The sequence below is a fragment of the Streptomyces diacarni genome, from assembly GCF_003323715.1.
GTDB classification, from domain to species: domain Bacteria; phylum Actinomycetota; class Actinomycetes; order Streptomycetales; family Streptomycetaceae; genus Streptomyces; species Streptomyces diacarni.
Genome location: NZ_QOIN01000042.1, coordinates 273,492 through 296,097, shown reverse-complemented (window position 1 = coordinate 296,097; position 22,606 = coordinate 273,492). Strand labels below are relative to the sequence as shown.

Below are 22,606 nucleotides of genomic sequence, written 5' to 3'. Positions count from 1 at the left end.
TCGCCGTGGTGGGCGGACCCCTGATCCTTAACGTCGCGAGGAAGCCGCTTTAACCCACCCGTCCGTACGTTCACCGGCATGGATTCGCTCAGCCAGTTCCTCGGCCACCTCGCGCTCGACCTCGCGGCGGTGGCCGTCCTGACGTTCGCGGTGTACTTCCCCAGGCACCGGCGGCGCGACCTGCTCCCCGCCTACCTCGCGCTCAACGTCGCCCTCTTCGCCGTCGTCGCGGCGCTCGCCCGGGTCGGCGGCGACGGCGGTATGGCGCTGGGCTTCGGGCTCTTCGGCGTGCTGTCGATGATCCGGCTGCGCTCGGAGTCCATCCGGCACGAGGAGGTGGCCTACTACTTCACGACGCTCGTCATCGGCCTCGTCGCGGGCCTGCCCCACCTGCCGTTCGGCCTCGCCGTCGTCCTGTGCCTGCTGCCGGTGGCCGTCCTGTACGCCGTCGACCACCCGCGGCTGTTCGCCCGTACGCGGCGCACCGTCGTCACGCTCGACGCGGCCGTCACCGACCCCGACGGCGTCCGCGCCCACGTCCGCGCACGGCTGGGCGAACCGCTGGCGTGGAAGGTCGGCGAGGTCGACTACGTGCGCGACCTGACGGTCCTGGACGTGCGGTACCGCGAGGTTGCCGCCCCGGCGGGACGGGAACGGGAACGAACGACGGCCCCCGCTCGTCACCGCGGCAGCGACCCCGGCGAGGCGTGCCCGCGCGGCCACCACGCGAGCGCCGCGGCGCCGGGAGCCGTCGGCGACAGCGACACCGCTGCGACGTTCCCGCACCCGCCTGCCACTGCCGCTCACCCGAGGGAGACCGCCTGATGTCCGCGCTCACCACCCCCGCAGGACCCCACGCGCCGCACGCCGCCGCCCCGGCCTGCTCGGGCCGCGCCCGCGTCGCCCCGTCCGTCCGCGCGCTCGCCCGCGCCGCGCTGGCCGCGCACCCCATCGGCCTCGACGCCGTCAACGAGCGCGCCCGGCTGCTGGACAGGTACGACCGCTGCTACCTCGTGCGGGCCGCCACCTTCCAGGACATCGCGGCGCACCTGACCGATCCGCACCGCGACGAGCCCTTCCGCGCCCTGTCCATCGGCGGCCGGCGCTGGTTCCGCTACCACTCGGTCTACTACGACACGCCCGGCCTGCGGGCCTACCACGACCACCGGCGGGGCCACCGCAGGCGTTGCAAAATCCGCGAGCGGCTGTACCAGGACACGGGCGAGCGGCAGTTCGAGATCAAGGTCAAGGGCGGGCGCGGCCAGACGCTCAAGTACCGCCGCCGCCTCGCCGAGCGCGCCCACGCGCTGGAGGACGCCTCCCGCACCTTCCTCGCCCGGACGCTCCAGGACGCCTACGGCTCCGACTTCGAGATCCCGGGGGACCTGACGCCGAGCCTGGTCACCGACTACACCCGCGCCACCTTCGTGGCCGAGGGGCAGCGCATCACCGCCGACGCGGCCATGGTCTGCCGTGGCGCCGACGGCAACGAGGTGCGCGGCGCCCGCGACCTCCTCCTCGTCGAGACCAAGTCGCACGGCCACCTCACGGAGGCCGACCTCCTCCTGCACGAGCACGGCCTGCGCGCCGCGGACTTCACCAAGTACGCCTCCCTGGCGGCCCTCGACCCGGCCCTTCCGGCCAACCGGTGGCTGCGGTCGCTGAAGGAGACGTTCCCCGGGGAGACGTTCCCGGGCGAGACGCTTTCGGCGCCAGTGACCACCCCGGCCGTGCCGTGAGAGAGGGAAGCGCTCAAGCGGGCAGCGGGCGTGCGTGGACGACGTGTTTCATCACGAGGGTCGAGCTCAGGCGCTGGACGCCGGGGAGCGTGGCGAGTTTCTCGTCGTAGAGGCGCTGGAAGGCGGCGAGGTCGGCGGTGACGACGCGCAGGAGGTAGTCGGGGTCGCCGAAGAGGCGCTGGGCCTGGATGACCTGGGGGAGGTCGAAGAGGGCCTGTTCGAAGGCGGAGATGGTGGTGCGGTCCTCCTGGCGCATCGTGACGAAGACGAGGGCGTCGAAGGTGAGGCCGACGGCCGCGGCGTCGACCACGGCCCGGTAACCGCGGATCGCTCCGCCGCGCTCCAGCTCGCGCAGTCTGCGGTGGCACGGGGAGAGGCTGAGCCCGACCCGTGCCGCCAGCTCCGTCACGGTCAGGCGGCCGTCGGCCTGTAGCTCGGCAAGAATCTGCCGGTCCATGTCGTCCATGGGGAAGATTCTTCCACTGAGCGGTGGCTGGGCGACTCGGTGAGGGAACACCTTTGGGGCATTTCTTCGTATTCTTTCTCTCCGAACCCGTTCGAGAGGAAGAACCGTCCCCATGGCTGCCAGCTCCATAGCCGCCTTCGCCGCCGTCTCCTTCCTCCTGGTCCTCGTACCGGGAGCGGACTGGGCGTACGCGATCACCTCAGGCCTGCGCGACCGGTCCGTGGTCCCCGCGGTCGGCGGACTGATGCTGGGATACGTGGGACTCACGGCCGTCGTCGTGGCGGGTGTGGCCGCGGTGGTGGCGCAGACCCCCGGCGTGCTGACCGCGCTGACCGTGCTGGGCGCCGGCTACCTCGTCTGGCTCGGGGTGACGACGCTGATCGGGGCGAAGGACGCCGGGTCTCCGGGCGCGGGTGACGGCGCTGTGGGCGCCGACGATCCCACCGGAGCTCTCGCCCGCTCGCGTGTTCTCAAGGGCGCCGGAGTCAGCGGCCTCAACCCCAAGGCGCTGCTGCTGTACGTGGCGCTCCTGCCCCAGTTCGCCGACCAGCACGGCAACTGGCCGCTCGCGTTGCAGATCGGGCTGCTGGGGCTGCTGCACATGTGCACGGCCGGAGCCGTCTACCTCGGCGTCGGCTCGCTCGCCCGCACGGTGCTGCGGGCCCGGCCGACGGCGGCCCGGCTGATCACCCGGCTCTCCGGCGCCGCGATGATCGTGCTCGGCGGTGTGCTGCTGGTGGAGCAGATCCCGCACTGAGCCGGAATCCGGTGCGAAACCCGCACCGGAGGGGGCGTGGGGCCACGTGCCGGGCCGCGTCCTGTGCGGGGGCCACGTCCGCGTGTTGGGCCACGGCTGCGTGCCGAGCCGGTTCACGGTCGGGTCGCGGCGCCGAAGCGGCAGGTCACCGAGGCGCCGCCGTGGTCGGGCGAGGTTCCCAGCGTGACGCCGCCGCCCGAGTCCTCCGCCGTCGTGCGGGCGATGTCGAGGCCCAGGCCCGTCGAGCCCGCCCCGCTCGTACCGCGCGCGCCCACGTCCGCTGCGCCCTCGCCGCCGCCGGCGAACCCCGGGCCGTCGTCCTCGACGGTGAGAACCCCGAAGGCGCCGTCGGCACCGGCCGCGACCGTGAGCCACAGCCCGGTGCCCTCGGGCGTGTGGTCCAGGACGTTGCCGATCAGCGTGTCCAGCACGGCGGTCAAATCCTCCGCCGACACCCGTACGAGGGCGGGGCGGGGTGCGAGGACGGTGACCGCGCGCCCCTGGTCCTCGGCGAGCGGCACCCAGAACGCGGCGCGCTCCCGTACGAGTTCGGCCAGGTCGCACCGCCGGCTGCCGGGAGCGGCCCCGGCCCGCCTGGCCGCGCGGATGACGCTGTCGACACTGCGCTCCAGCGCGGCGACCGAGTCGCCGATCCGGGCGGCCTCGTCCGCGTCGCGCAGCCCTTCCGCGTCGAGCCGCAGCGCGGCGACAGGCGTGCGCAGGCGGTGCGCGAGATCGGCGCCGCGTTCGCGTTCGGCGGTGACGAGACCGTCGATGCGCTCGCCCAACTCGTTGAGGCGCCCGGCGAGCTGGCGCAGTTCGCGGGGGCCCACCGGTTCGGCGCGGGCGGTCAGCTCCCCGGCGGCCAGCCGGTCGGAGACGGTCGCGAGCTGCCGGGTGGCGCGGACGATGCGTGCGGCCAGCCGGTCCGCGAAGGCGAGCCCGAGGAGCATCAGCGCCACGCCGAGCCCGAAGACGGCGAGCCACGAGGGCAGGACCCCCGCGTGCAGCCGGTCCTCGCCGACGGAGACCTGGACGACGGTCGCGGAGCGGCCACCGGCGTCCGCACCCTGGCCCGGGCCGGATGACGCGCCTCCGCCCTGGGCGCCGAGCACCGGCACCAGCACGACCCGGCCGCCCCCTCGCGCCTGCCCGGGCGCGTAGGTGAAGGCGCGGCCGTGCCGGGCGAGCGCCAGCGCGTCGTCGCTGACCGCGACGGGCCGTGGCCCGAGCACCGTGTCGTCCGCGAGCACGACGCTGGTGCGCGGCTGTTCCTTGCCGTTGAGCCCGTCGAGCACCCCGGCGACGACCTCGCGCCCGCTGCTGCCCCCTCTGCCCAGCGAGCCTCCGACCACCGCCGCGACGGACTGCGCCCGCTCGGTCGCGTCCGTCATGGCCCGGTCCTCGGCGTGGCTGCGCACGAGCAGGGCGAGGGGGACGAGCAGGACGGCGAGGACGACGGCCGTGGTCGTGCCGATGAGCGCGAGGAGCTGGCGGCGCATCAGCCCCGGTCCCCGGCACCGGCGTCGTGCGGGTCCTGCGTGCTGTCCGGGCTCGCGGCGCCTTCGGCGGTCCCCGCGCCTTCGGGTGCGGCGAGTTTCACCCCCACCGTTCGTACGGTGTGCAGGTAGCGGGGTCTGTGGGCGGTCTCCCCCAGCTTCCTGCGCAGCCAGGACAGGTGGACGTCCACCGTCTTGTCGGCTCCGCCCAGCGGCTGCTGCCACACCTCGGCCAGCAGCTCGCGCCGCGATATCACCTGGCCCTGGCGCCGTGCCAGGTAGCACAGCAGGTCGAACTCGCGCGGTGTCAGCTCCAGCGGTTCGCCGTCCAGCGTCACCTCGCGGGCGGACGGCGCGAGGTGCAGCCCGCCGACCTCGACGGGCGGCTCGGGCTCGTCGGGCTCGCCGCTGCCGAGCCGCCGCAGCACGGCCTTGATGCGGGCGTCCAGCTGCCCGGAGCCGAACGGTTTGACGAGGTAGTCGTCGGCGCCGTCCTCCAGCGCCGCGACGATCTCGGGTTCGTCGTCGCGCGCCGTGGCGACGATGACCGGCACGTCACTGACGGAGCGCAGCATCCGCAGGACCTGGCCGCCGTCGACGTCCGGCAGCCCCAGGTCCAGCACGACCAGGTCGGGCCTGTGGGTGACGGCCGCGTCGAGCCCGGCCATGCCGGAAGAGGCCGTCGCGACGGCGTGCCCGCGGTCGCGCAGCGCCCTGACGAGGGCCGCGCGGAGCTGGGGGTCGTCCTCGACGACAAGTAGATGCGCCATACACGAACATTAGCCACCGGGATCGGGACGGGCCCGGCGGGTGCCGGTGCCCGTACGGCTTGTACTGGCCCGCAGCCGGATTGTCCATTCCTTAACGCGGCGTTAGGAAAGGGAACGGCAGACTGCGAGGGTGAACGACGAGGCGGACGACGAGCAGCAGCGGGACCCGGCCACGGCCCGGACCCGCACGCCCACCGACCCCCGGAGCGAGAGGCGTCGCCGCCGCCTGGCCGCGGCCGGGTGGCTGTGCGCGGTCGCCGCGGCCTTCCTGCTCGGGGCGTGGTCCTTCTCGCACGCCGACCCCGGCGGCCAGTACAGCCGCCCGGAACCGCTCTCCGACGACGGCGTGCGGCACGAACTGACCCAGGCCCGGCAGCGGGCCGGCTCCGCCACCCCTGACCCCGACCCCTCGTCCTCGCACTCCACCCCTTCCGCTGCCCCGCCCTCGCAGCCCCACCGGAGTCCGACCGCGTCGCCCTCCCGCTCCGCGTCCCCCGTCACCCGCACCGTGCGCTTCCCCGAAGGACTGGGCACCGCGCTCGCCCAGTGCCGCACCGACGCGCGCACCGTCAAGCTGCTGAGCTGGACCCCCGCAGAGGGCTACAGCGCCGACGACGTCGAGCCGGGACCGGCCAGGACGGCCACCGTCGAGCTCGAACCCGCCGACGACGACGCGAGCGATCTCGTCGTCAGCCTCCGCTGCGCCGACGGGAGACCCCACGCCACGGTCAGGAAGGAGGCGGACGACGGGGACGACGGGGACGACGACTGACGTCGTCCCCGCGCCGGATGCGGGGCGCCGTCCGGCCGTCCCCCCAGGTCCGCGCCCTCGCGCACGCAGGTGAGGCGGGCGACACTACGCTGGCTGTCACCCTCATGGGGGGTCCTCCCGCAACACGCGAGCGAACCGAGGTACCGATCGTGACGACGCACCACTCCTCTTCCCAAGCCACCTCCGGCGGCGCCGCCGCCCCCGTGCCGCCCGACCCGGCGGCGGGCCGGGCCGTGCACGCCACCGACCGGGCGCACGTGTTCCACTCCTGGTCGGCCCAGGGGCAGATCGACCCGCCGGCGATCGCGGGCGCGGAGGGCTCCTCCTTCTGGGACTACGAGGGGAAGCGGTACCTCGACTTCACCAGCGGGCTCGTCTTCACCAACATCGGCTACGCGCACCCCAAGGTCGTCGCGGCGATCCAGGAGCAGGCGGCGAAGATGTGCACCTTCGCACCGGCCTTCGCGATCGAGGCGCGCTCGGAGGCGGCCCGGCTGATCGCCGAGCGGACGCCCGGCGACCTCGACAAGATCTTCTTCACCAACGGCGGCGCCGACGCCGTCGAGCACGCGATCCGCATGGCCCGCGTCCACACCGGCAGGCCCAAGGTGCTGTCCGCCTACCGCTCCTACCACGGCGGCACCGAGCAGGCGATCAACCTCACCGGTGACCCGCGCCGCTGGGCGTCCGACACCGGTACGGCCGGGGTCGTCCACTTCCACGCGCCGCACCTGTACCGCACGCAGTTCTACGCGCAGACCGAGGAACAGGAGTGCGAGCGCGCGCTGGCCCACCTGGAGCAGACGCTCGTCTACGAGGGCCCGCACACCGTCGCCGCCGTCATCCTGGAGACCATCCCCGGCACCGCCGGGATCATGATGCCGCCGCCCGGCTACCTGGCCGGTGTCCGCGCGCTCTGCGACAAGTACGGCCTCGTCTTCGTCCTCGACGAGGTGATGGCCGGATTCGGCCGCACCGGCACCTGGTTCGCCGCCGACCTCTACGACGCCGTACCGGACCTGATGACCTTCGCCAAGGGCGTCAACTCCGGCTACGTGCCGCTCGGCGGCGTCGCGATCTGCGAAAAGATCGCCGCAACGTTCGAGAACCGCCCCTACCCCGGTGGCCTCACCTACTCGGGACACCCGCTCGCCTGCGGCGCCGCCGTCGCCACCCTCCAGGTGATGGCCGAGGAGGGCATCGTCGAGCACGCCGCCCACCTCGGCGAGAACGTCATCGGCCCCGCACTGCGCGACATGGCCGCACGCCACCCCTCCATCGGCGAGGTGCGCGGCACCGGCGTGTTCTGGGCGCTCGACCTGGTGCGCGACCAGGAGACCCGCGAACCGCTCGTCCCCTACAACGCCACCGGGGCGGACAACGCCCCCATGGCCGACTTCGCCGCCGCCGCCAAGCGGGGCGGCCTGTGGCCCTTCGTCAACATGAACCGCACCCACGTCGTGCCGCCGTGCACCATCACCGAGGCCGAACTCAAGGAGGGCCTCACCGTGCTGGACGAGGCCCTGACCGCGGCCGACGCCCACACCACCGCCGGGCCCGGGGGCGCGGGCGCGTGATACGACGCAGCACCCTGCGCTCGCAGATCGCCGCCGCGCTGCGCGACGAGATCCTGGCCGGACGGCTCGCCACGGGCCGCGACTTCACGGTCAAGGAGATCGCCGAGCAGTACGGCGTCTCCGCGACACCCGTACGCGAGGCGCTGGTCGATCTCGCGGCGCAGGGGCTGCTCGACGTCGAACAGCACCGCGGTTTCCGCGTCCACGAGTTCACGCTCGCCGACTACCGTGCGATGTGCGAGGCACGGCAACTGGTCGTGGACGGCCTCTTCCACCGCGCCCCCACCGCCCGCCCGCCCGGCCCGGGGCCCGGCGACACGGATACCGATACCGGAGCCGGAGCCGGAGCCGATGCCGAAGCAGCCTCTGACGACGGCGCCGACGCAGGACCGGCGAGCACCGAGGCCGGGGCCACCGCGGGGCGTCCGCTCACCGCGGGGTCGGCGGCGGCCCGCCGCGCGCTGGGCGGGCTGCGGCCCGAGGTCCTGGCGTCCGTACGCCGCCGCGCGGACGCCGCGGAACGCGCCGCACGCGCCGGGGACCTCGACGTGCTCATCGCCTACGACCTGCGCTTCTGGCGGGAGCTGAGCGGCCTGCTCGGCAACCCCTACGTCTGCGACTTCCTCGAACGGCTCCGCGTCCAGTGCTGGGTCTTCGCCGTCCCCGTCCTGCGCGCGCAGGCCACCCTGCGCGGCCGCCTGTGGTCGGGCCACAACGCCCTGCTCGACGCCGTCGAGCGAGGCGACGCGCGCGCCGCCCGCGACGTCCTGGCCACCTACAACCAGCACGCGCTGGCACAGGTGGGCGTCACGGACACGGAGGAACCGGCCTGAACCCCACCCCCTGACCGCCCCTGCCCGCTCCTGTCCGACTGAGGGCGGCCCCGCGCGGGTATCCCGCCTCGGCAGAGGCAGGGCGCGGTGCTGTGGGGAGCACTACGCTGTGCGCACTGCAGGTCCCTGACGGTATAGGAGCGCCCCTTGGCCTGTGACCTCTGGCTGGTACCCCTCGTCGACGTGCTCTGCCACAGTCCCGACAACCCCTTCTCCGAAGAGATCGCCACCTACGACAGGGTGCTCACCGAAGCCGGACTGCCCACGGTCCCCGTCTTCGGCTACATGCCGGGGCTCTCCGGCGACGTCGCCCCCGCCGCCGGATTCGACTACGAGGCACTGCACTACCTGCGCCGCGCCTACCTGCTGCTGGCCGCCGGGTTGGAGGTCACGCCCGTGGGCGAGCTGGGCAGCGACTACGAGCAGCTGCTGGAGATGTTCGAGCAGACGGCGCAGCAGTCGCACCTGGTGTGGCACTACGACCACGCCGGCACCTACATCCCGGTGGACTTCCCCGCCCCGCTGTGCGACGACGAACTGCTGGAGGGAGGCGGCCCGCTGGGCTCCAGCCACGGCCTGCTGCGCGAACTGAGCCTGGTGGCACCGCACCTGGGCATCGACCCCGACAACCCGCCCCCGGCGCCCGCGGCACCGCTGCGCCCCACGGAACTGGACGAGCCGGCCGCCTCCGCCGCGATCGGCTACGAGGACGGCACCTCCTTCGGCCGGGAGCGCCACGTGTGGCTCGGCCTGCACGCCGCCGCGACCCGCAGCCTCGCCCAGGGCTCCATGATCGTCTTCGGTTGACCCCGCCCCCGCCGGGTCGGCCGGCCGGTCACCCGGCCGGTGGCCGCTGGCGCGGCATGGTGGGCCGGCCGCCTCCCGGCGGGCCCGCCGGGGGAAGGCGGCGCGGCGGCGTGCGCCACAGGCCCGGGGAACCGCCGGAGGCGTTCATGGCCAGTGGCGCTCCCGTGGTGCGGAAGGCGACCATCCAGTCGGTCGTCTCGGCGCGCAGCGTCTCGTTGACGTCGTCCGAGAAGCGGCGGAGGACGGCCAAGGAACGCTCGGCGGCCTCGCCCGCCGTCCCCTCGGCGGGACCGAGGACCTCCCGTACGTTCTCCGCCGCCCACTCGTAGCGCAGCGTCTCCAGTCTGCGGTGCACGGCCAGCGCGGCGGCCACGTCCCGCATCCACCCCGAGGTCACACCCAGCCACCGGTCGGCGAGGGCGCACCCCGCGGCGCACAGCAGCGCCACGTAGCCCAGGTATCCGGCGTTCGCATGCGGGAGAGGCAGTCCCGCCAGGTCGGCGAGCGGCAGCAGCGCCCCGAGCCCCGTGCCGGCCACCATGCCGCCCCGCAGCGCCCGCGCCCACCTGCGCTTGCGTGTCCGGTCCGCGAGGTACCAGTCGACGACGCGCATCGCCTCCTGTTCCACCCACCGGTAGAGCTCCTCCAAACGTTCCGCGGGCTCGTCCCAGTCCCCGGACGGGAACCCCCTCCCCAGCAGATCCGGCTGCTTCACCCGCTTCACGCGCACTCCCTCGGCTGCCTTGTCGGCGTATCCGGCGCCCCGCATTCCCGAGGCCCGGTGCGCTCTTCCTACCGCCAGAAGGGGGACCACGCCGACGATCCGCGCCGAAATCCCCCCAGAAGTGGCGCACGGTCGGGTATAAGACACCGGCCCGTCACCCGTACGGACCGCGTGACCGGGACCCCTCCACAGCTGTGGTGCGGGCGAACGGGGCGCTCCCACGCTCGTGGCGGGCGCCGCCGGTGCGGCCGTTAGGGTGGCGGCGTGAGGATTCTGGTCATTGGCGGCGGTGCCCGCGAACACGCAATCTGTCGCTCGCTCTCCCTCGACCCCGAGGTCGACGCCGTGCACTGCGCGCCGGGTAACGCCGGGATCGGCGAAGTGGCCACGCAGCACGCGGTGGACGTGCTGGACGGCGAGGCCGTCGCCGCGCTGGCCGCCTCCGAGCAGGTCGCCGCCGACCTCGTCGTCGTCGGCCCCGAGGCACCGCTGGTGGCCGGTGTCGCGGACGCGGTCCGCGCGCACGGCATCCCCGTCTTCGGCCCGTCGGCCCAAGCGGCCGTACTGGAGGGCTCCAAGGCGTTCGCCAAGGAGGTCATGGCGCACGCGGGCGTGCCGACGGCCCGCAGCTACGTGTGCACGACGCCCGAGGAGGCGGACTCCGCGCTGGCCGCGTTCGGCCCGCCGTACGTCGTCAAGGACGACGGACTGGCCGCGGGCAAGGGCGTCGTGGTGACCGACGACCTCGCACAGGCGCGCGCCCACGCGCAGGCCTGCGGCGGCGCCGTCGTCATCGAGGAGTTCCTGGACGGCCCTGAGGTCTCCCTCTTCGCGGTGACCGACGGTCAGACCGTCGTCCCCCTGCAGCCCGCGCAGGACTTCAAGCGCGCCCTCGACGCCGACGAGGGCCCCAACACGGGCGGCATGGGCGCCTACTCGCCGCTGCCGTGGGCCGATCCCAAGCTCGTCGACGAGATCACCACGTCGGTCCTGGAGCCCACCGTCCGCGAACTGCACCGGCGCGGCACACCCTTCTCCGGGCTGCTGTACGCGGGCCTGGCCCTCACCTCACGCGGGCTGCGCGTCATCGAGTTCAACGCCCGGTTCGGCGACCCGGAGACGCAGGCGGTCCTCGCGCGGCTCCGTACGCCGCTGGGCGGGCTGCTGTACGCGGCGGCCACCGGAACCCTCGCCGACTTCCCGGCGCTGCGCTGGAGCGCCGGCGCCGCCGTCACCGTGGTGGTCGCGGCGCAGGGATACCCCGCGGCACCCCGTAAGGGTGACGTCGTCGAGGGCCTGGCCGAGGTCGCGCGCGAGGACGGTCCCGAGGCCTACGTCCTGCACGCGGGCACGCGGGCGGACGCCGACGGCACCGTGCGCAGCGCGGGCGGCCGCGTCCTGTCGGTGACCGCGACGGGCGCGGACCTGAGCGAGGCGCGCGCCCGTGCCTACACGGCGGTCGGCCGCGTCCGGCTGGAGGGCTCGCACCACCGCTCGGACATCGCCGAGCGCGCCGTCGAGCGCGCCGTCGCCGGGGACTGACGGGCCCGCATATACCCCTGGGGCCTCCGGGGCAAGAGCTCTACCCAAAGCCATTCCATCGAGTGACGAGGGCCTTGTACGGCTGACGCCCGCCAGGGCCCCAACTAGGGTGCCGCACAAGTGCCGTGAGGCCGTCACCTGGCACCTCGCGGCCGCGGGCGGGCGAGGTCCGTCGACTGGCTCAGCGCACATTGCGGTGTCAGAACGCGGTGACAGAGTGGGGAGAAGCCGGAGATTCCGGCTGCGGTCCCCAGCGGTCCCGAACGGAGCGGGGGTGAGACGTGAGCTCTTCCGGTGGTGCGAACCTCGCCGGCGGTACCGGCCGGCGCGCCGTCGCGCGCTCGGCGCGCGACCATGCCCTCGCCGTGCTCCGGGTGCGCAGCACGGCGCTCGCCTTCGCCCTGCTGCCCGCCGCCGCCGCGGTGATCCTGTGGGTGGGGCGTTCTACAGGCCAGTTCGGCCTCGGCCCCTCACCCGGCTGGGACGCCGCGCGCTGGGCGGTGACGGCCCTGGCCGTGCTGGCACTCGGCTGCGCCGCGGTCGCAGGGCTGGTGATCGCGCGGGGCCGCCCCGCCGTCTCCCCCACGGTGCCGCTCGACGAGCGCGCGGCGCCCGGCCTGCACGCCATGGTCCGGGATCTCGCCGAACGGCTCGAGGTCCCGGCACCCTCCGCGATCGCGCTGACCCCGGACTGCGACAGCTGGCTGGAGGACCGTACCCACGACGGGCCACCCGCAGGCACGCACAGCGCCGAGGGCGACGGTGCGCGGGGCGCACGCGGCGGTACGCACGAGAGAGCGAACGACCGTCCGCACGAGAGCGCGAGCCGCGGTACGCACGAGGGTGCGCATGCCGCGTTCGAGTGTGCGAACGGTGAGGCGCACCCGGGCGCACGCGGTGACGCGCGCCACGGCGCGGACGTCGCCGGGTCGGACCGCGGCGCGGCGAGAAGCGGCTCCGGCGCGTCCGGCGGCTCGGGGCGCGGCACCGGCACCGCCCCGGTCCTGGTCATCGGCTCCCCCTTCCTATGGTGGATGCGGGTGGCCGAACTGCGCGCCCTGCTGGCCCCCGTCGTCGCCGGCACGGGTCCGTCCGCGCATCCGGACATAGCCGCCGCCCGCCGCTTCGTCCGCGGCCTGGACGCCGCGGTCGCCGGAAGCGAGCACGCCCCGCTGCCCGGCCTCGCGGGGGAGTGGGGGCCCGGCCACGGGGGCGACGGAGGCCCTGGCCCGCCCGGCCGCGGCACCGGGGCGCCGGTGCCCGCCGTGCTGCGCCGGATCGTGCACCGCCTGGTCGCGCGCCTCGCCCGCCGACTGCTGCGCTCGGTGGGCCCGCACGCCGCCGAGATGGAGCGCGGGGTCGCCGCCGCGGCGGCCGAGCGGGCGCACGCCGTCGACTACGGGCTGCGGGTGGCCGCGCAGGAGCAGGTCGGTCTCGCGTACGCCGGATGGGACCGGCTGCTCACCCGGGTCGCGTTGCCGGCCTGGCGGCTGGGGCTGTGGCCCACCCGGCTCGACGCGGGCGTGGTCTCCGCGCTCACGGAGCTCTCCCGCCGCGACCGGCTCGCCGAAGGCTTCACCTCCCGCCTGGGAGAGCGCCCGGCGTGCGATCTGCTGGTGGAGCCGGGCAGCGTGGACGGCGCCGTCTCCCTCCTCGCGGCCCGCCTCTTCCTGGGGCCGTACCCGCCGCTGCCCCCTGGCGGTGAGCCCGCCGCCGGGGCCGGTGCCGGTGCCCGTTCGGGTCGCGGCGGTGCCGATTCGGGTCGCGGCGGTGCCGATTCCGGTCGGGGCGAGGCCGACTCCGAGCGCGGCGGGGACGGAGGCGGTCTCGGCGCGGTCGACGCCGCGGACGAGGGGCAGAACGTGCCGGAGTGGACGCCGGTGGAGTGGTCGGCCTACCCCGAGGAGGTCGTCGACCGCATCTGGCGCGCGGAGGCGTCCCGCCTCTTCGACGCGCTCGACGTCCTCGACCCCGCGGCACCGGCCGAGGACGGAAGGACGGAGGGCGCACCCCCGCCGTACGCCCCTGTAGCGCAGCCCGCGGGGACGGCCTCGCCCGGGCAGCGTCCGGTGGCCGTCAGCCCGGCTGCGGTGGCCCCGAGTGGTTCCGGCGGGCCGGAGCACGAGCCCGAGGGGAGACCGGAGGGCCCCGCGAGCCCCCCGTTGGCGGGGCCGACGCTGGCGCGGGTGCTGGACCGCTTCACGGCGCCAGGGGGGACGGACGCGCTGGCCGCGCGTCTGACCGCTCAGGTGGCGCGCGCGGAGGCTGCCCGCGCTCCCGGGGGCGTCGGTGCGAGCCCCGGCGCGGAGCTGTCGGCCGGCGCCGGGGATCCGCGTCCCGCGCCCCCGGTGCCGCCGGCGCCCATGGGCCTGCCTCTCCAGCCGCCGCGCAGCGGCGGGGAGTTGCTGGCCGATCACGTCACGGCGGCCGTCTGCTGCGCCGCGGTCGACACGGCGGGGGCCGCTCCGGGGCTGGACTGGCTCGACGGGCCCGCGCTGTTGGTGGACGGCGAGCGTGCGGGAGAGCTCGCCGGGCTGGTGCTGGCGCTCGTCGAGGACGGGGAGGCGGAGGGGCTGCGGGACTGGCTGGCGAGGGTCGGGGTGCGCCCTGAGAAGCCCGTGCGACTCGTCTGAAGATCATCTCCAGCGATAGAGCGACGAAGGGTGATAGCGCCCTTGCATAGTGTGATGTGCTGTTCGCCGTCACCCACGCGGCACAGCGGCACAGCGGAGGCGGAGCGAGGCGACGGGGAGGGAGCAGCACATGGGGATCGAGCAGGTCGAGCGGACCGGACCGAGCGAGCACCCCGCGGGCGCGGCCGGACCGCAGCAGCTGAGGCGCTGGGAGTCGGGAGCGCTCGCCCACGCGGTGACCGACCCCTTCGGCCAGGGGCCACTGCCCTGGCTGCGGGTGAGTGAGAACTACTTCGAGAACGGCCGCCTCGTCCCCTGGTACGTCGACTGCGTCGACCAGGCACCCGGCCAGACCTCCCGCACCCCCGAACTCGTCCGCGAGTTGGCGGGCGGTGGGCAGACCGTCCCCAAGCCCCGTACGCGCGGCCTGTCCAGCAGCGCCCCGCCCACCGCGGACGACGTGCGCTGCCAGATCAAGGGGTTCGCCTCCGTGGCGGGCGGTACGCCGCCGGGGGAGTCCCTCGACTTCCGCATCACCGTCAACCCGCCGCAGGACTTCAGCGTCGACATCTACCGCATCGGCCACTACGGCGGTGCGGGCGCCACCAAGATCGCCACGAGTCCGCGGCTGTCCGGCATCATGCAGCCCGCGCCGATGGCCGCCGACCGCACCGTCTCCTGCCACCACTGGTGGCTCTCCTGGCGGCTGCAGATCCCCGACTACTGGTCCACCGGTGCCTACGTCGCCGTCCTGACCACCGCGGACGGGCACCGCTCCCACATCCCCTTCACCGTCCGCGACCGCGACCCGGGGGATCTGCTGCTCCTGATGCCGGACGTGACGTGGCAGGCCTACAACCTCTTCCCCGAGGACGGCCGCACCGGCGCCAGCCTGTACCACGCGTGGGACGACGACGGGCGGCTGCTGGGCGAGGGCGAGGCGGCGATGACCGTCTCGTTCGACCGCCCCTACGCGGGCTCCGGCCTGCCGCTGCACGTCGGCCACGCGTACGACTTCATCCGCTGGGCCGAGCGGTACGGCTACGACCTGGCGTACGCCGACACCCGCGACCTGCACGCGGGGCGCATCGACCCCACGCGCTACCGGGGCCTGGTCTTCCCCGGACACGACGAGTACTGGACGGTGCCGATGCGCCGCGCCGCCGAACAGGCCCGCGACAGCGGCACCGCGCTGGTCTTCCTCTCCGCCAACACCATGTACTGGCAGGTCGAACTCGACGCGCTGCCCTCCGGGGCCCCCGACCGCCTGCTGACCTGCCGCAAACGGCGCGGCCCCGGGCGCCCCGCGCTCTGGCGCGAGCAGGGCGACCCCGAGCAGGCGCTGCTGGGCATCCAGTACGCGGGCCAGGTCGCGGAGCCCTACCCGCTCGTCGTCCGCAATGCCGAGCACTGGCTGTGGGAGGCCACCGGCGCGGTGGAGGGCGACGAACTGCCGGGCCTCGTCGCCGGGGAGGCCGACCGCTACTTCCCGCGCACCGTGCTGCCCGAGCACACCGACCGCATCCTCCTCGCCCACTCTCCCTACCGCGACCGCGCCGGCACCCCCCGCCACCAGGAGACCTCCCTCTACCGCGCCCCCTCCGGCGCCCTCGTCTTCTCCTCCGGCACCTTCGCCTGGTCGCCCGCCCTGGACCGGCCCGGCTACGTCGACACACGCGTCCAGCGCGCCACCAGCAACCTGCTCGACCGCATCTGCAAACGGGACTGACCCGTCCCAGGCCCGCGGCAGTGTCTGGGGGTCTGCCCCGGCGACGGCGCAGGGCCGACCACGCTGCCGGCGCCGGCGTCACCGCCTGAACCGGTGACGCCGCCTCGACCGGTGACACCGCCCGGGTCGGCCCGACAGGCACCCCGTCCGGGTGGCAGGGGAGAATCGGGGCACTCGCCGTGTCGTGTCGGCTGCCCCCAGGGAGGAAAGAACGTGACGGGATTCGTCAAAAAACCCGAGGCCGCCCAGGTCCCCGGCCTGGTGCACCTGCACACGGGCAAGGTGCGCGACCTCTACCGGAACGCGGACGGCGCTCTGGTGATGGTCGCCAGCGACCGGATCTCCGCGTTCGACTGGGTGCTGCCCACCGCGATCCCCGACAAGGGCCGCGTCCTCACCCGGCTCTCCCTGTGGTGGTTCGAACAGCTCGAAGACCTGCCCAACCACGTGCTCAGCACGGACGTACCCGCCGGCGCCCCCGCCGACTGGGAGGGCCGCACGATGGTGTGCCGCCCGCTGCGCATGATCCCCGTCGAGTGCGTGGCCCGCGGCTACCTGGCAGGCTCTGGACTGGCCGAGTACGAGAAGGACCAGACCGTCTGCGGCCTCGCCCTGCCGCCCGGTCTGGAGAACGGCTCCGAGCTGCCCGGCTCCGTCTTCACCCCCGCCACCAAGGCCGAGGTGGGGGAGCACGACGAGAACGTCAGCTACGAGGAGATGGCCCGCCAGGTCGGCCCCGAGGCCGCGACGACACTGCGCCAGCGCACCCTCGCCGCCTACGACCGCGCCCGCGACATCGCCCGCGAACGCGGCATCATCCTGGCCGACACCAAGTTCGAGTTCGGCTGGGACGAGACGGGCGAGGCCGGCAGCGAGCCCGTGCTCACCCTCGCGGACGAGGTGCTCACCCCCGACTCCTCCCGCTTCTGGCCCGCCGACACCTGGCAGCCGGGCCGCTCGCAGCCGTCCTTCGACAAGCAGTACGTCCGCGACTGGCTCACCTCGCCCGCCTCCGGCTGGGACCGCAACGGCGAGCAGCCCCCGCCCGCCCTCCCCGACGAGGTCGTCGAGGCCACCCGCGCCCGCTACATCGAGGCCTACGAACGACTCACCGGCGTGCCCTGGAGCTGACCCGCGCAGCGCGGTCGACACACGGCGAAGGCCCCGGTCGAGACGACCGGGGCCTTCTTCCCGTTACTCCTCGCTGCTCGCGGCACTCTCTGCGCTGAGCGGACGACGAGGCTCGAACTCGCGACCTCAACCTTGGCAAGGTTGCGCTCTACCAACTGAGCTACGTCCGCGCGCCCACCCTCGGCCCGGCCCGGACCTGAGTGGTGCGCGGCCCAGTATAGCCGTACTTTTCCGGGCCCGCGGCCTCCGCTCGGCCGCTCAGATCCACCCCCGCTCGCGGGCCATGCGGACCGCGGCGTGCCGGTTCTCCGCGCCCAGCTTCGCCGCGGCCGCCGACAGGTAGTTACGGACGGTGCCCTGGGTCAGCGATGCCCGGCTCGCGATGTCCGCCACCGGCGCACCGTCCGCGGCCAGCTCCAGCAGCTCGGCCTCCCGCGCCGACAGCGGAGAGTCCCCCGCGCTGATGGCGTCCGCCGCCAGCTGCGGATCCACGTAGCGGTTGCCGCCGTGCACGGTACGGATGATCTCCGCGAGCTGTTCGGCCGACGCGGTCTTCGGCACGAAGCCGCGTACGCCCGCGGCCAGCGCCCGTTTGAGGTGACCCGGCCTGCCGTGACTCGTCACGATCATCGTCCGGCACCCGGGCACCGACTCGCGCAGCGTCGCCGCGACCCGCACCCCGTCCGCGCCCGGCATCTGCAGGTCGAGCACCGCCACATCCGGGCGGTGCGCGGTGGCCATGGCCGTCGCCTCGGTCCCCGAAGCCGCCTCCGCGACGATCGTCAGGTCGTCCTCCAACGCCAGCAGCGCCGCCAGCGCCCCACGGATCAGGTGCTCGTCATCCGCGAGCAGCACCCGGATGGCGCCGCCCTCCGGTGCTGCGGCCTCCTCAGCCACGCGGTCCTCCTCCGGACGTCACACCGCCGCGGGCCAGCGCACGCCGCAGCAGCCCACCCGGTCTGTCCACCTGTACCTGCCCTTGCCCTTGCCCTTGTCCCCGGCCTTGGCCTTGGGCTTGGCCCTGTGCCTGTTCCCGCACCTGTCTTTGTCCCTCGCCGGGGGCCGGGCGGTGCTCGTCCGGGCTCGCGCCCCGGCTCGTGTCCGTGTCCGGGCCCGCCACAGCCAGTCGGCCACCGCCGCCGACCTGCCCCTCCTCGAACGTCTCCGACCCCGCCGCCGCGCCCGACGCCTCACCGTCCCCACGCGCGGAACCGGAGGCGTCGTCCGCGTGCGGGGGGCCGGACGCGTCGTCCCCGGAGACCTCCCCGGGGTCCTCTGCGTGCAGCGGGACCTCGGCGTGCAACCGGAAGACCCCCTCGGCGTCCGCCCCGGCCCGCACCAAGGTGCCGCCGAGAACGGCGAGGCGCTCGGCGAGACCGGTGAGGCCCGAACCGCGGTCGGCAGCGCCCGGCTCGGCACCGTCGTTCTCCATCAGCAGGGCCACCGTGCCCGGGGCGCCCGTCGTCAGACTGATCAGGCAGCGGGCGGCGTCCGCGTGCCGCAGGACGTTGGTGGCGCCTTCCCGCACGACCCAGCCCAGCGCGGACTGCACGCTGCGGTCCATCTCCGGTGCCGTGGACTCGACACGGCAGTCCACCCCGGCGGCCCGCAGGACCCCGCGCGCACCGGCCAGTTCGGTCTCCAGCCCGGCCTCGCGGTAACCGCGTACGACCTCCCGGACCTCGGTCTGCGACTCCCTGGCCAGCCGCTGCACCTGAAGCATCTGCTCGATGGCCGAGTCGGCGCCCCGCCGCGCGAGCTGGGTGGCCAGCTCGCTCTTGAGCGCGATGACCGACAGGTTGCGGCCCATCACGTCGTGCAGGTCGCGACTGAACCGCAGCCGCTCCTCCGCGACCGCGAGCCGCGACTGCGCCTCCTTGGCCTCGTCGAGCTCCCGCATCACGGCCAGGTACCAGGCGGTGCCCCGCACCGAGAACGCCCCGCACAAGCTGCCGAAGACCAGCACGAGGAAGGTACCCAGCAGGCTCGGCCACGCCATGCCCGCCAGCGCGAAGGCCGCCAGCACCAGGGCGCTGACCACCAACGGGACGACCACCGCACGCCGCCGCGACACCGTCAGCGCGTACAGCCCCGAAAGGCTCGGCACGACCGCGAACAGCGCCAACGCGGGCGCGGCCGCAGTCCCCGCCCAACCGCGGACGAGCATCACGACGAGAACAGCCGTCTCGAGGGCGAAGACCGCCAGCACCGCGGCCAGCAGACGGCGCGGCGCCTCGGCACCGCCCAGATAGCACTCCATGGCCACCCGCAGCCCGCGTACGCTCAGACCGCCCTGCACCAACGCCAGCACGGCCACCGTGGCGCCGAGCGACATGGGCAGCCGGTCAGGGGAGATGTCGGCGAAGAACCCGGGCATGCCCCCCAGGTAGTAGATGGCCGGCGTCAGCAGCAGCAGCCAGCGCGTCGACACCTCGACCTGCGCCAGTCTGCTGCGCTTCTCCCAGTCGTGCCGCTTCTGCCGGCCCCAGCGGAGCATCGACGACCGCCTCCTGTCCCCGTTCCGCCTCGCCTACGGTCCTCACACGGTACGTGCCGCCACGGGCCGGGGCCCCGTCACCAGGGCCCAGCGGGCTCAGCGCCGTGGCTCCCAGCGGAAGCGCTTGCGCAGCGCGTAGCCGCCGAGCACCGTCCAGCCGACGGCGACCGCCAGCGCCCGCAGCGTCTCCATGCCGCTCAGCTGCTCCGTCCAGGCGCCCCGCAGCAGATCCGTCACCGGGGTCATCGGAAGCCAGCGGCACACCTCCGCGAGCGTGTCGGGAAAGACCTCGAGCGGCACGAAGAGCCCCGAACCGGCGAACGTCGCCAGCATCAGCGGCATCGGCGTGAGCTGCGCCAGCTCCGCGGTGCGGGTGACGGCGGCCGAAGCGGCGGCCAGCGTCACCATCATCAGCGTGCCCAGGAGCAGGCCGGCCACCAGCAGGTCGGGGCGGGAAGGAACCCCCGTATCGAGCAGCAGCGCACCGCCGATCAGCAGCACGGCCGACTGTATGAGCCCGATGGCAACGGAAGGCAGCGCCGCAGCGCCGAGGATCTCCACATCGTTGGCCTCACCCGTGCGCAGCCGCTTGAGCACCAACTCCTCACGACGGGCGACATAGACGCCCACGAGATTGCTGTAGACGGCGAACAGCAGCACCATCCCCACGGAGCCCGGCAGCACGGCCGTCCCCACCGAGAGCCCCGTGCCGGACAGGTCGGCCTGCTCGGCGGCCGTCTTGGTGGAGAACGTCAGAACGATCGGCAGCAGCAGCGCCACGAAGAGCGACGCCCTGTTGCGCACCAGCAGCGTCAGCTCCGCGCGCGCCAGCGCCCGTATACGCCGCGGCGAGAGCGTGCTCGCCCGGCCGCCACCGGCCGGCTTCAGCGGATTGGCCGTCGTCGCGCTCGTCGTACTCATGCCCATACCCCCGTCACCGCGTCCGTGCTCATGTGTGCGCTCGTGTCCCCGCCGTCCTCCGGCCGGTGGCCCGCCTGGGCTATCTCCAAGAACGCCTCCTCCAGCGACGCGGACCGTGCCTGCAGGCTTTCCAGGCGCACGCCCGCCTCCCGGGCCCACAGCAACAGCTCCGTCAGCACCGGCTGGAGCTCGTGCGTACGTATCGAGACCCTGCGTCCGTCCACGGCCGCCGGAACACTCAGCGGAAGCTCCCTCGCGTGCAAGTCGGCCGGCATCCGGAACGAGATCCGCGACGGCCGCTCCGCCACCACCTGCTCCGTCGTCCCCGCCGCCACGACCCTCCCGGCCTGCATGATCGCCAGCCGGTCGGCCAACTGCTCGGCCTCTTCCAGGTAGTGCGTCGTCAGCAGCACCGTCGTGCCCTCGGCGCGCAGCTCGCGCACCAACGCGGCCATGTCCCGCCGCCCCTCGGGGTCCATGCCGGTCGTCGGCTCGTCCAAGAAGAGCACCTCGGGCCGCCCGATCAGCGCCAACGCCAGGTCCAGCCGCCGCCGTTCACCACCCGACAACTGCTTGACGCGGACGTCGCACCGCGTGCCCAACCCGACCAGTTCGAGCACCTCACGCGGCGGCCGGGCCTCACTGGTGACCCCCGCCCACATCGTCGCCGTCTCGACGACCGACAGCTCCGAGGGGAACCCGCCCTCCTGCAACATGACGCCGGTGCGCGGCCGCACGTACGCACGTTGCGTGAACGGGTCGAATCCCAGCACCCGCACCGTGCCCGCCGTCGGCCTCGCCAGCCCCTCCAGCACCTCCACCGTGGAGGTCTTGCCCGCTCCGTTGGTGCCCAGCAGCGCGAATATCTCCCCCTCGCGCACAGAGAACGACACGCCACGCACAGCCTCGAACCCGCTGCCCGACGTGCCCCCGCCCGCCGCCTCGTAGCGGCGCCTCAGCCCTTCGACCTCTATCGCGTCCATATCCTCAGACTCCCGCCGGGACAGGCCGCAATCGAGTGCGGACCGTCATGGGTGCTGATGACGAATGTCATCCGGAGCCGGGACCATGCGGTGCGCGACACCATGCGAGGCGACGCCATGTGCGCGACACCATGCGCGCGACGCCATGCGAAAGGGCCCCGGTCCGAAGACCGGGGCCCTTTCTGCGCTGAGCGGACGACGAGGCTCGAACTCGCGACCTCAACCTTGGCAAGGTTGCGCTCTACCAACTGAGCTACGTCCGCATGCCTCCACTCGGCTTTCACCGAGCGGCGCGACCACTACTCTACCTGATCGTTTCCGACCGGCAGTCCGTAACGGAGAGCGGGTGACAGGGATCGCACACTGCGCCTCCCTCTTGGAAAGAGGGCGCTCTACTACTGAGCTACACCCGCACGCTTGCCGGTTCCCCCCTTTCGGGGTTCCCCTCGCGGCGTGCCTTGACTCTATCCGATCACCCGCCCCCTCTGGCAAGTCGCCCACTCCACCCGCCACCTGACCCCCGTTCCGCCCCGGACAGGACCGGACAGGACCGGAGGCGAGGAGCGCGGGAAGGGGGCCGCCACGAGCGTCCCCTCCCCGGGGGGGGCCGGGCCGGTCACGCGGGGAAGGGTTCCCGTGCCGGGCCGGCGGCCCGCGTAGCGATTCCGACCGCCCTTGCGGGCTCGTCCCCGAGAGAGCCTGTGCGGCGGCGGACCGGCTGCTTTGGAGGGGCGTCCCGGCAGCCCGGGGGCAGCTGGTCACGCGCGGCGTGGCCGGTCAGGCGCGGCGTGGCCGGTCAGGCGAGGGGACGGGCTTGGGAAAGCCCACGGGACCGTCCCGGTGCGGTGCCGCGCCGGTCACGTGAGGTGCACCCGTGATGCGTCGAGTCGGAAGCTTCGGACTGGCTGCCGTACGGGAACGCCTCGGGGCGCAAGGGAGCGCTTCGGTCCCCAGAGGCGGGCCCCCCGCGGGCGGGAGCGGTTGCCCGGCGTCGGCTGGGTGGGCCCACGGGGCGGCCGCGGGCCCGCACGGGAGCGTTTGCGCTACGCGAGGTGCGGCCCAAGCATCGGGCCGGCTGCCCCCGGCAGACCGCGTGAGACTGATGACACACCGCGTGAGGAAGCCCGGCCTCCCGCGAGGAGCCCGGCCTCCTGCGAGGAGGGGCTCGACGCTCGGGCCGCCCCACAGGAACCCCGGCGTCGGAGGGGAGAGGGACCGAGGAGCCG

General features: G+C 74.1%; 19 protein-coding genes and 3 tRNA genes. 11 read left to right on the top strand and 11 right to left on the bottom strand.

The annotated features are described in order from the left end of the window. Window positions 1-78: 78 nt before the first annotated feature. A complete protein-coding gene (locus DTL70_RS13790; protein WP_114022183.1) occupies window positions 79-825 on the top strand; it encodes a DUF4956 domain-containing protein in 747 nt (248 codons plus the stop codon). Continuing rightward, window positions 825-1,739, top strand: coding sequence for a VTC domain-containing protein (locus DTL70_RS13785; protein WP_114022182.1), 915 nt, complete (start codon window positions 825-827; stop codon window positions 1,737-1,739). Before DTL70_RS13790 ends, DTL70_RS13785 begins: the two co-directional genes overlap by 1 nt. Before the next feature lie 13 nt (window positions 1,740-1,752). Here the strand turns inward: DTL70_RS13785 and DTL70_RS13780 are convergent, their stop codons facing one another. Next, a complete protein-coding gene (locus tag DTL70_RS13780) occupies window positions 1,753-2,205 on the bottom strand; it encodes an Lrp/AsnC family transcriptional regulator (RefSeq protein ID WP_114022181.1) in 453 nt (150 codons plus the stop codon). A gap of 112 nt (window positions 2,206-2,317) precedes the next feature. On the opposite strand from DTL70_RS13780, the gene DTL70_RS13775 reads away from it, so the two are divergent. Next, the gene (locus tag DTL70_RS13775; protein ID WP_114022180.1) at window positions 2,318-2,962 is read left to right on the top strand and encodes a LysE family translocator; all 645 of its coding nucleotides are present in this window, start codon (window positions 2,318-2,320) and stop codon (window positions 2,960-2,962) included. A gap of 113 nt (window positions 2,963-3,075) precedes the next feature. Here DTL70_RS13775 and DTL70_RS13770 read toward each other — a convergent pair whose 3' ends face one another. Then, the gene (locus DTL70_RS13770; RefSeq protein WP_114022179.1) at window positions 3,076-4,464 is read right to left on the bottom strand and encodes a sensor histidine kinase; all 1,389 of its coding nucleotides are present in this window, start codon (window positions 4,462-4,464) and stop codon (window positions 3,076-3,078) included. Continuing rightward, complete coding sequence (locus DTL70_RS13765; protein ID WP_245979349.1) at window positions 4,464-5,231, bottom strand: response regulator transcription factor; 768 nt, start codon at window positions 5,229-5,231, stop codon at window positions 4,464-4,466. The genes DTL70_RS13770 and DTL70_RS13765 overlap by 1 nt, the downstream gene beginning before the upstream one ends. A 130-nt stretch (window positions 5,232-5,361) precedes the next feature. Between DTL70_RS13765 and DTL70_RS13760 the strand changes: the two genes are divergently transcribed. From DTL70_RS13760 to DTL70_RS13745, 4 genes are all read left to right on the top strand, one after another. Beyond that, the gene (locus tag DTL70_RS13760) at window positions 5,362-6,003 is read left to right on the top strand and encodes a hypothetical protein (RefSeq protein WP_114022178.1); all 642 of its coding nucleotides are present in this window, start codon (window positions 5,362-5,364) and stop codon (window positions 6,001-6,003) included. Between the two features lie 149 nt (window positions 6,004-6,152). Continuing rightward, window positions 6,153-7,580: an aspartate aminotransferase family protein gene (locus DTL70_RS13755; protein WP_245979348.1), complete on the top strand. Its 1,428-nt coding sequence runs from the start codon at window positions 6,153-6,155 to the stop codon at window positions 7,578-7,580. After that, window positions 7,577-8,413: a GntR family transcriptional regulator gene (locus tag DTL70_RS13750; RefSeq protein ID WP_114022177.1), complete on the top strand. Its 837-nt coding sequence runs from the start codon at window positions 7,577-7,579 to the stop codon at window positions 8,411-8,413. The genes DTL70_RS13755 and DTL70_RS13750 overlap by 4 nt, the downstream gene beginning before the upstream one ends. Window positions 8,414-8,560: 147 nt before the next feature. Continuing rightward, window positions 8,561-9,220, top strand: a complete 660-nt coding sequence (locus tag DTL70_RS13745; protein ID WP_114022176.1) for a hypothetical protein — start codon at window positions 8,561-8,563, stop codon at window positions 9,218-9,220. Between the two features lie 28 nt (window positions 9,221-9,248). Here DTL70_RS13745 and DTL70_RS13740 read toward each other — a convergent pair whose 3' ends face one another. Beyond that, complete coding sequence (locus DTL70_RS13740; RefSeq protein ID WP_245979347.1) at window positions 9,249-9,944, bottom strand: SLATT domain-containing protein; 696 nt, start codon at window positions 9,942-9,944, stop codon at window positions 9,249-9,251. Window positions 9,945-10,208: 264 nt separating this feature from the next. Here DTL70_RS13740 and purD point away from each other — a divergent pair, with 264 nt between their 5' ends. From purD to DTL70_RS13720, 4 genes are all read left to right on the top strand, one after another. Beyond that, entirely contained in the window at window positions 10,209-11,486 is a 1,278-nt protein-coding gene (gene purD / locus DTL70_RS13735) for a phosphoribosylamine--glycine ligase (protein ID WP_114022174.1), read from the top strand. 281 nt (window positions 11,487-11,767) lie between these two features. Continuing rightward, the gene (locus DTL70_RS13730; RefSeq protein WP_425470360.1) at window positions 11,768-14,119 is read left to right on the top strand and encodes a hypothetical protein; all 2,352 of its coding nucleotides are present in this window, start codon (window positions 11,768-11,770) and stop codon (window positions 14,117-14,119) included. Between the two features lie 130 nt (window positions 14,120-14,249). Continuing rightward, window positions 14,250-15,848 carry a N,N-dimethylformamidase beta subunit family domain-containing protein gene (locus tag DTL70_RS13725; protein ID WP_114022173.1) on the top strand — a complete coding sequence of 533 codons (1,599 nt, stop codon included), beginning with the start codon at window positions 14,250-14,252 and terminating at the stop codon, window positions 15,846-15,848. 213 nt (window positions 15,849-16,061) lie between these two features. Further along, complete coding sequence (locus DTL70_RS13720) at window positions 16,062-16,979, top strand: phosphoribosylaminoimidazolesuccinocarboxamide synthase (protein WP_114022172.1); 918 nt, start codon at window positions 16,062-16,064, stop codon at window positions 16,977-16,979. A gap of 97 nt (window positions 16,980-17,076) precedes the next feature. Here DTL70_RS13720 and DTL70_RS13715 read toward each other — a convergent pair. From DTL70_RS13715 to DTL70_RS13685, 7 genes are all read right to left on the bottom strand, one after another. After that, window positions 17,077-17,149 (bottom strand) — tRNA-Gly (locus DTL70_RS13715). 88 nt (window positions 17,150-17,237) lie between these two features. Next, complete coding sequence (locus DTL70_RS13710) at window positions 17,238-17,876, bottom strand: response regulator transcription factor (protein ID WP_181860916.1); 639 nt, start codon at window positions 17,874-17,876, stop codon at window positions 17,238-17,240. Beyond that, on the bottom strand, window positions 17,869-19,476 hold the full coding sequence (locus tag DTL70_RS13705) for a sensor histidine kinase (protein ID WP_114022171.1): 1,608 nt from the start codon (window positions 19,474-19,476) through the stop codon (window positions 17,869-17,871). The genes DTL70_RS13710 and DTL70_RS13705 overlap by 8 nt, the downstream gene beginning before the upstream one ends. Window positions 19,477-19,572: 96 nt before the next feature. Further along, window positions 19,573-20,397: an ABC transporter permease gene (locus DTL70_RS13700; protein ID WP_114022261.1), complete on the bottom strand. Its 825-nt coding sequence runs from the start codon at window positions 20,395-20,397 to the stop codon at window positions 19,573-19,575. Beyond that, entirely contained in the window at window positions 20,394-21,380 is a 987-nt protein-coding gene (locus tag DTL70_RS13695) for an ABC transporter ATP-binding protein (RefSeq protein ID WP_114022170.1), read from the bottom strand. The genes DTL70_RS13700 and DTL70_RS13695 overlap by 4 nt, the downstream gene beginning before the upstream one ends. A 190-nt stretch (window positions 21,381-21,570) precedes the next feature. Then, a tRNA-Gly gene (locus tag DTL70_RS13690) sits at window positions 21,571-21,643 on the bottom strand. Window positions 21,644-21,721: 78 nt separating this feature from the next. After that, a tRNA-Gly gene (locus tag DTL70_RS13685) sits at window positions 21,722-21,793 on the bottom strand. Window positions 21,794-22,606: the final 813 nt, after the last annotated feature.

Excerpts from the sequence above, each read along its gene's own strand:
- DTL70_RS13790 (WP_114022183.1), top strand. The coding sequence starts at position 79 with ATGGATTCGCTCAGCCAGTTCCTCGGCCACCTCGCGCTCGACCTCGCG.
- DTL70_RS13785 (WP_114022182.1), top strand. The coding sequence starts at position 825 with ATGTCCGCGCTCACCACCCCCGCAGGACCCCACGCGCCGCACGCCGCC.
- DTL70_RS13780 (WP_114022181.1), bottom strand. The coding sequence starts at position 2,205 with ATGGACGACATGGACCGGCAGATTCTTGCCGAGCTACAGGCCGACGGC.
- DTL70_RS13775 (WP_114022180.1), top strand. The coding sequence starts at position 2,318 with ATGGCTGCCAGCTCCATAGCCGCCTTCGCCGCCGTCTCCTTCCTCCTG.
- DTL70_RS13770 (WP_114022179.1), bottom strand. The coding sequence starts at position 4,464 with ATGCGCCGCCAGCTCCTCGCGCTCATCGGCACGACCACGGCCGTCGTC.
- DTL70_RS13765 (WP_245979349.1), bottom strand. The coding sequence starts at position 5,231 with ATGGCGCATCTACTTGTCGTCGAGGACGACCCCCAGCTCCGCGCGGCC.
- DTL70_RS13725 (WP_114022173.1), top strand. The coding sequence starts at position 14,250 with ATGGGGATCGAGCAGGTCGAGCGGACCGGACCGAGCGAGCACCCCGCG.
- DTL70_RS13705 (WP_114022171.1), bottom strand. The coding sequence starts at position 19,476 with ATGCTCCGCTGGGGCCGGCAGAAGCGGCACGACTGGGAGAAGCGCAGC.
- DTL70_RS13700 (WP_114022261.1), bottom strand. The coding sequence starts at position 20,397 with ATGAGTACGACGAGCGCGACGACGGCCAATCCGCTGAAGCCGGCCGGT.
- DTL70_RS13695 (WP_114022170.1), bottom strand. The coding sequence starts at position 21,380 with ATGGACGCGATAGAGGTCGAAGGGCTGAGGCGCCGCTACGAGGCGGCG.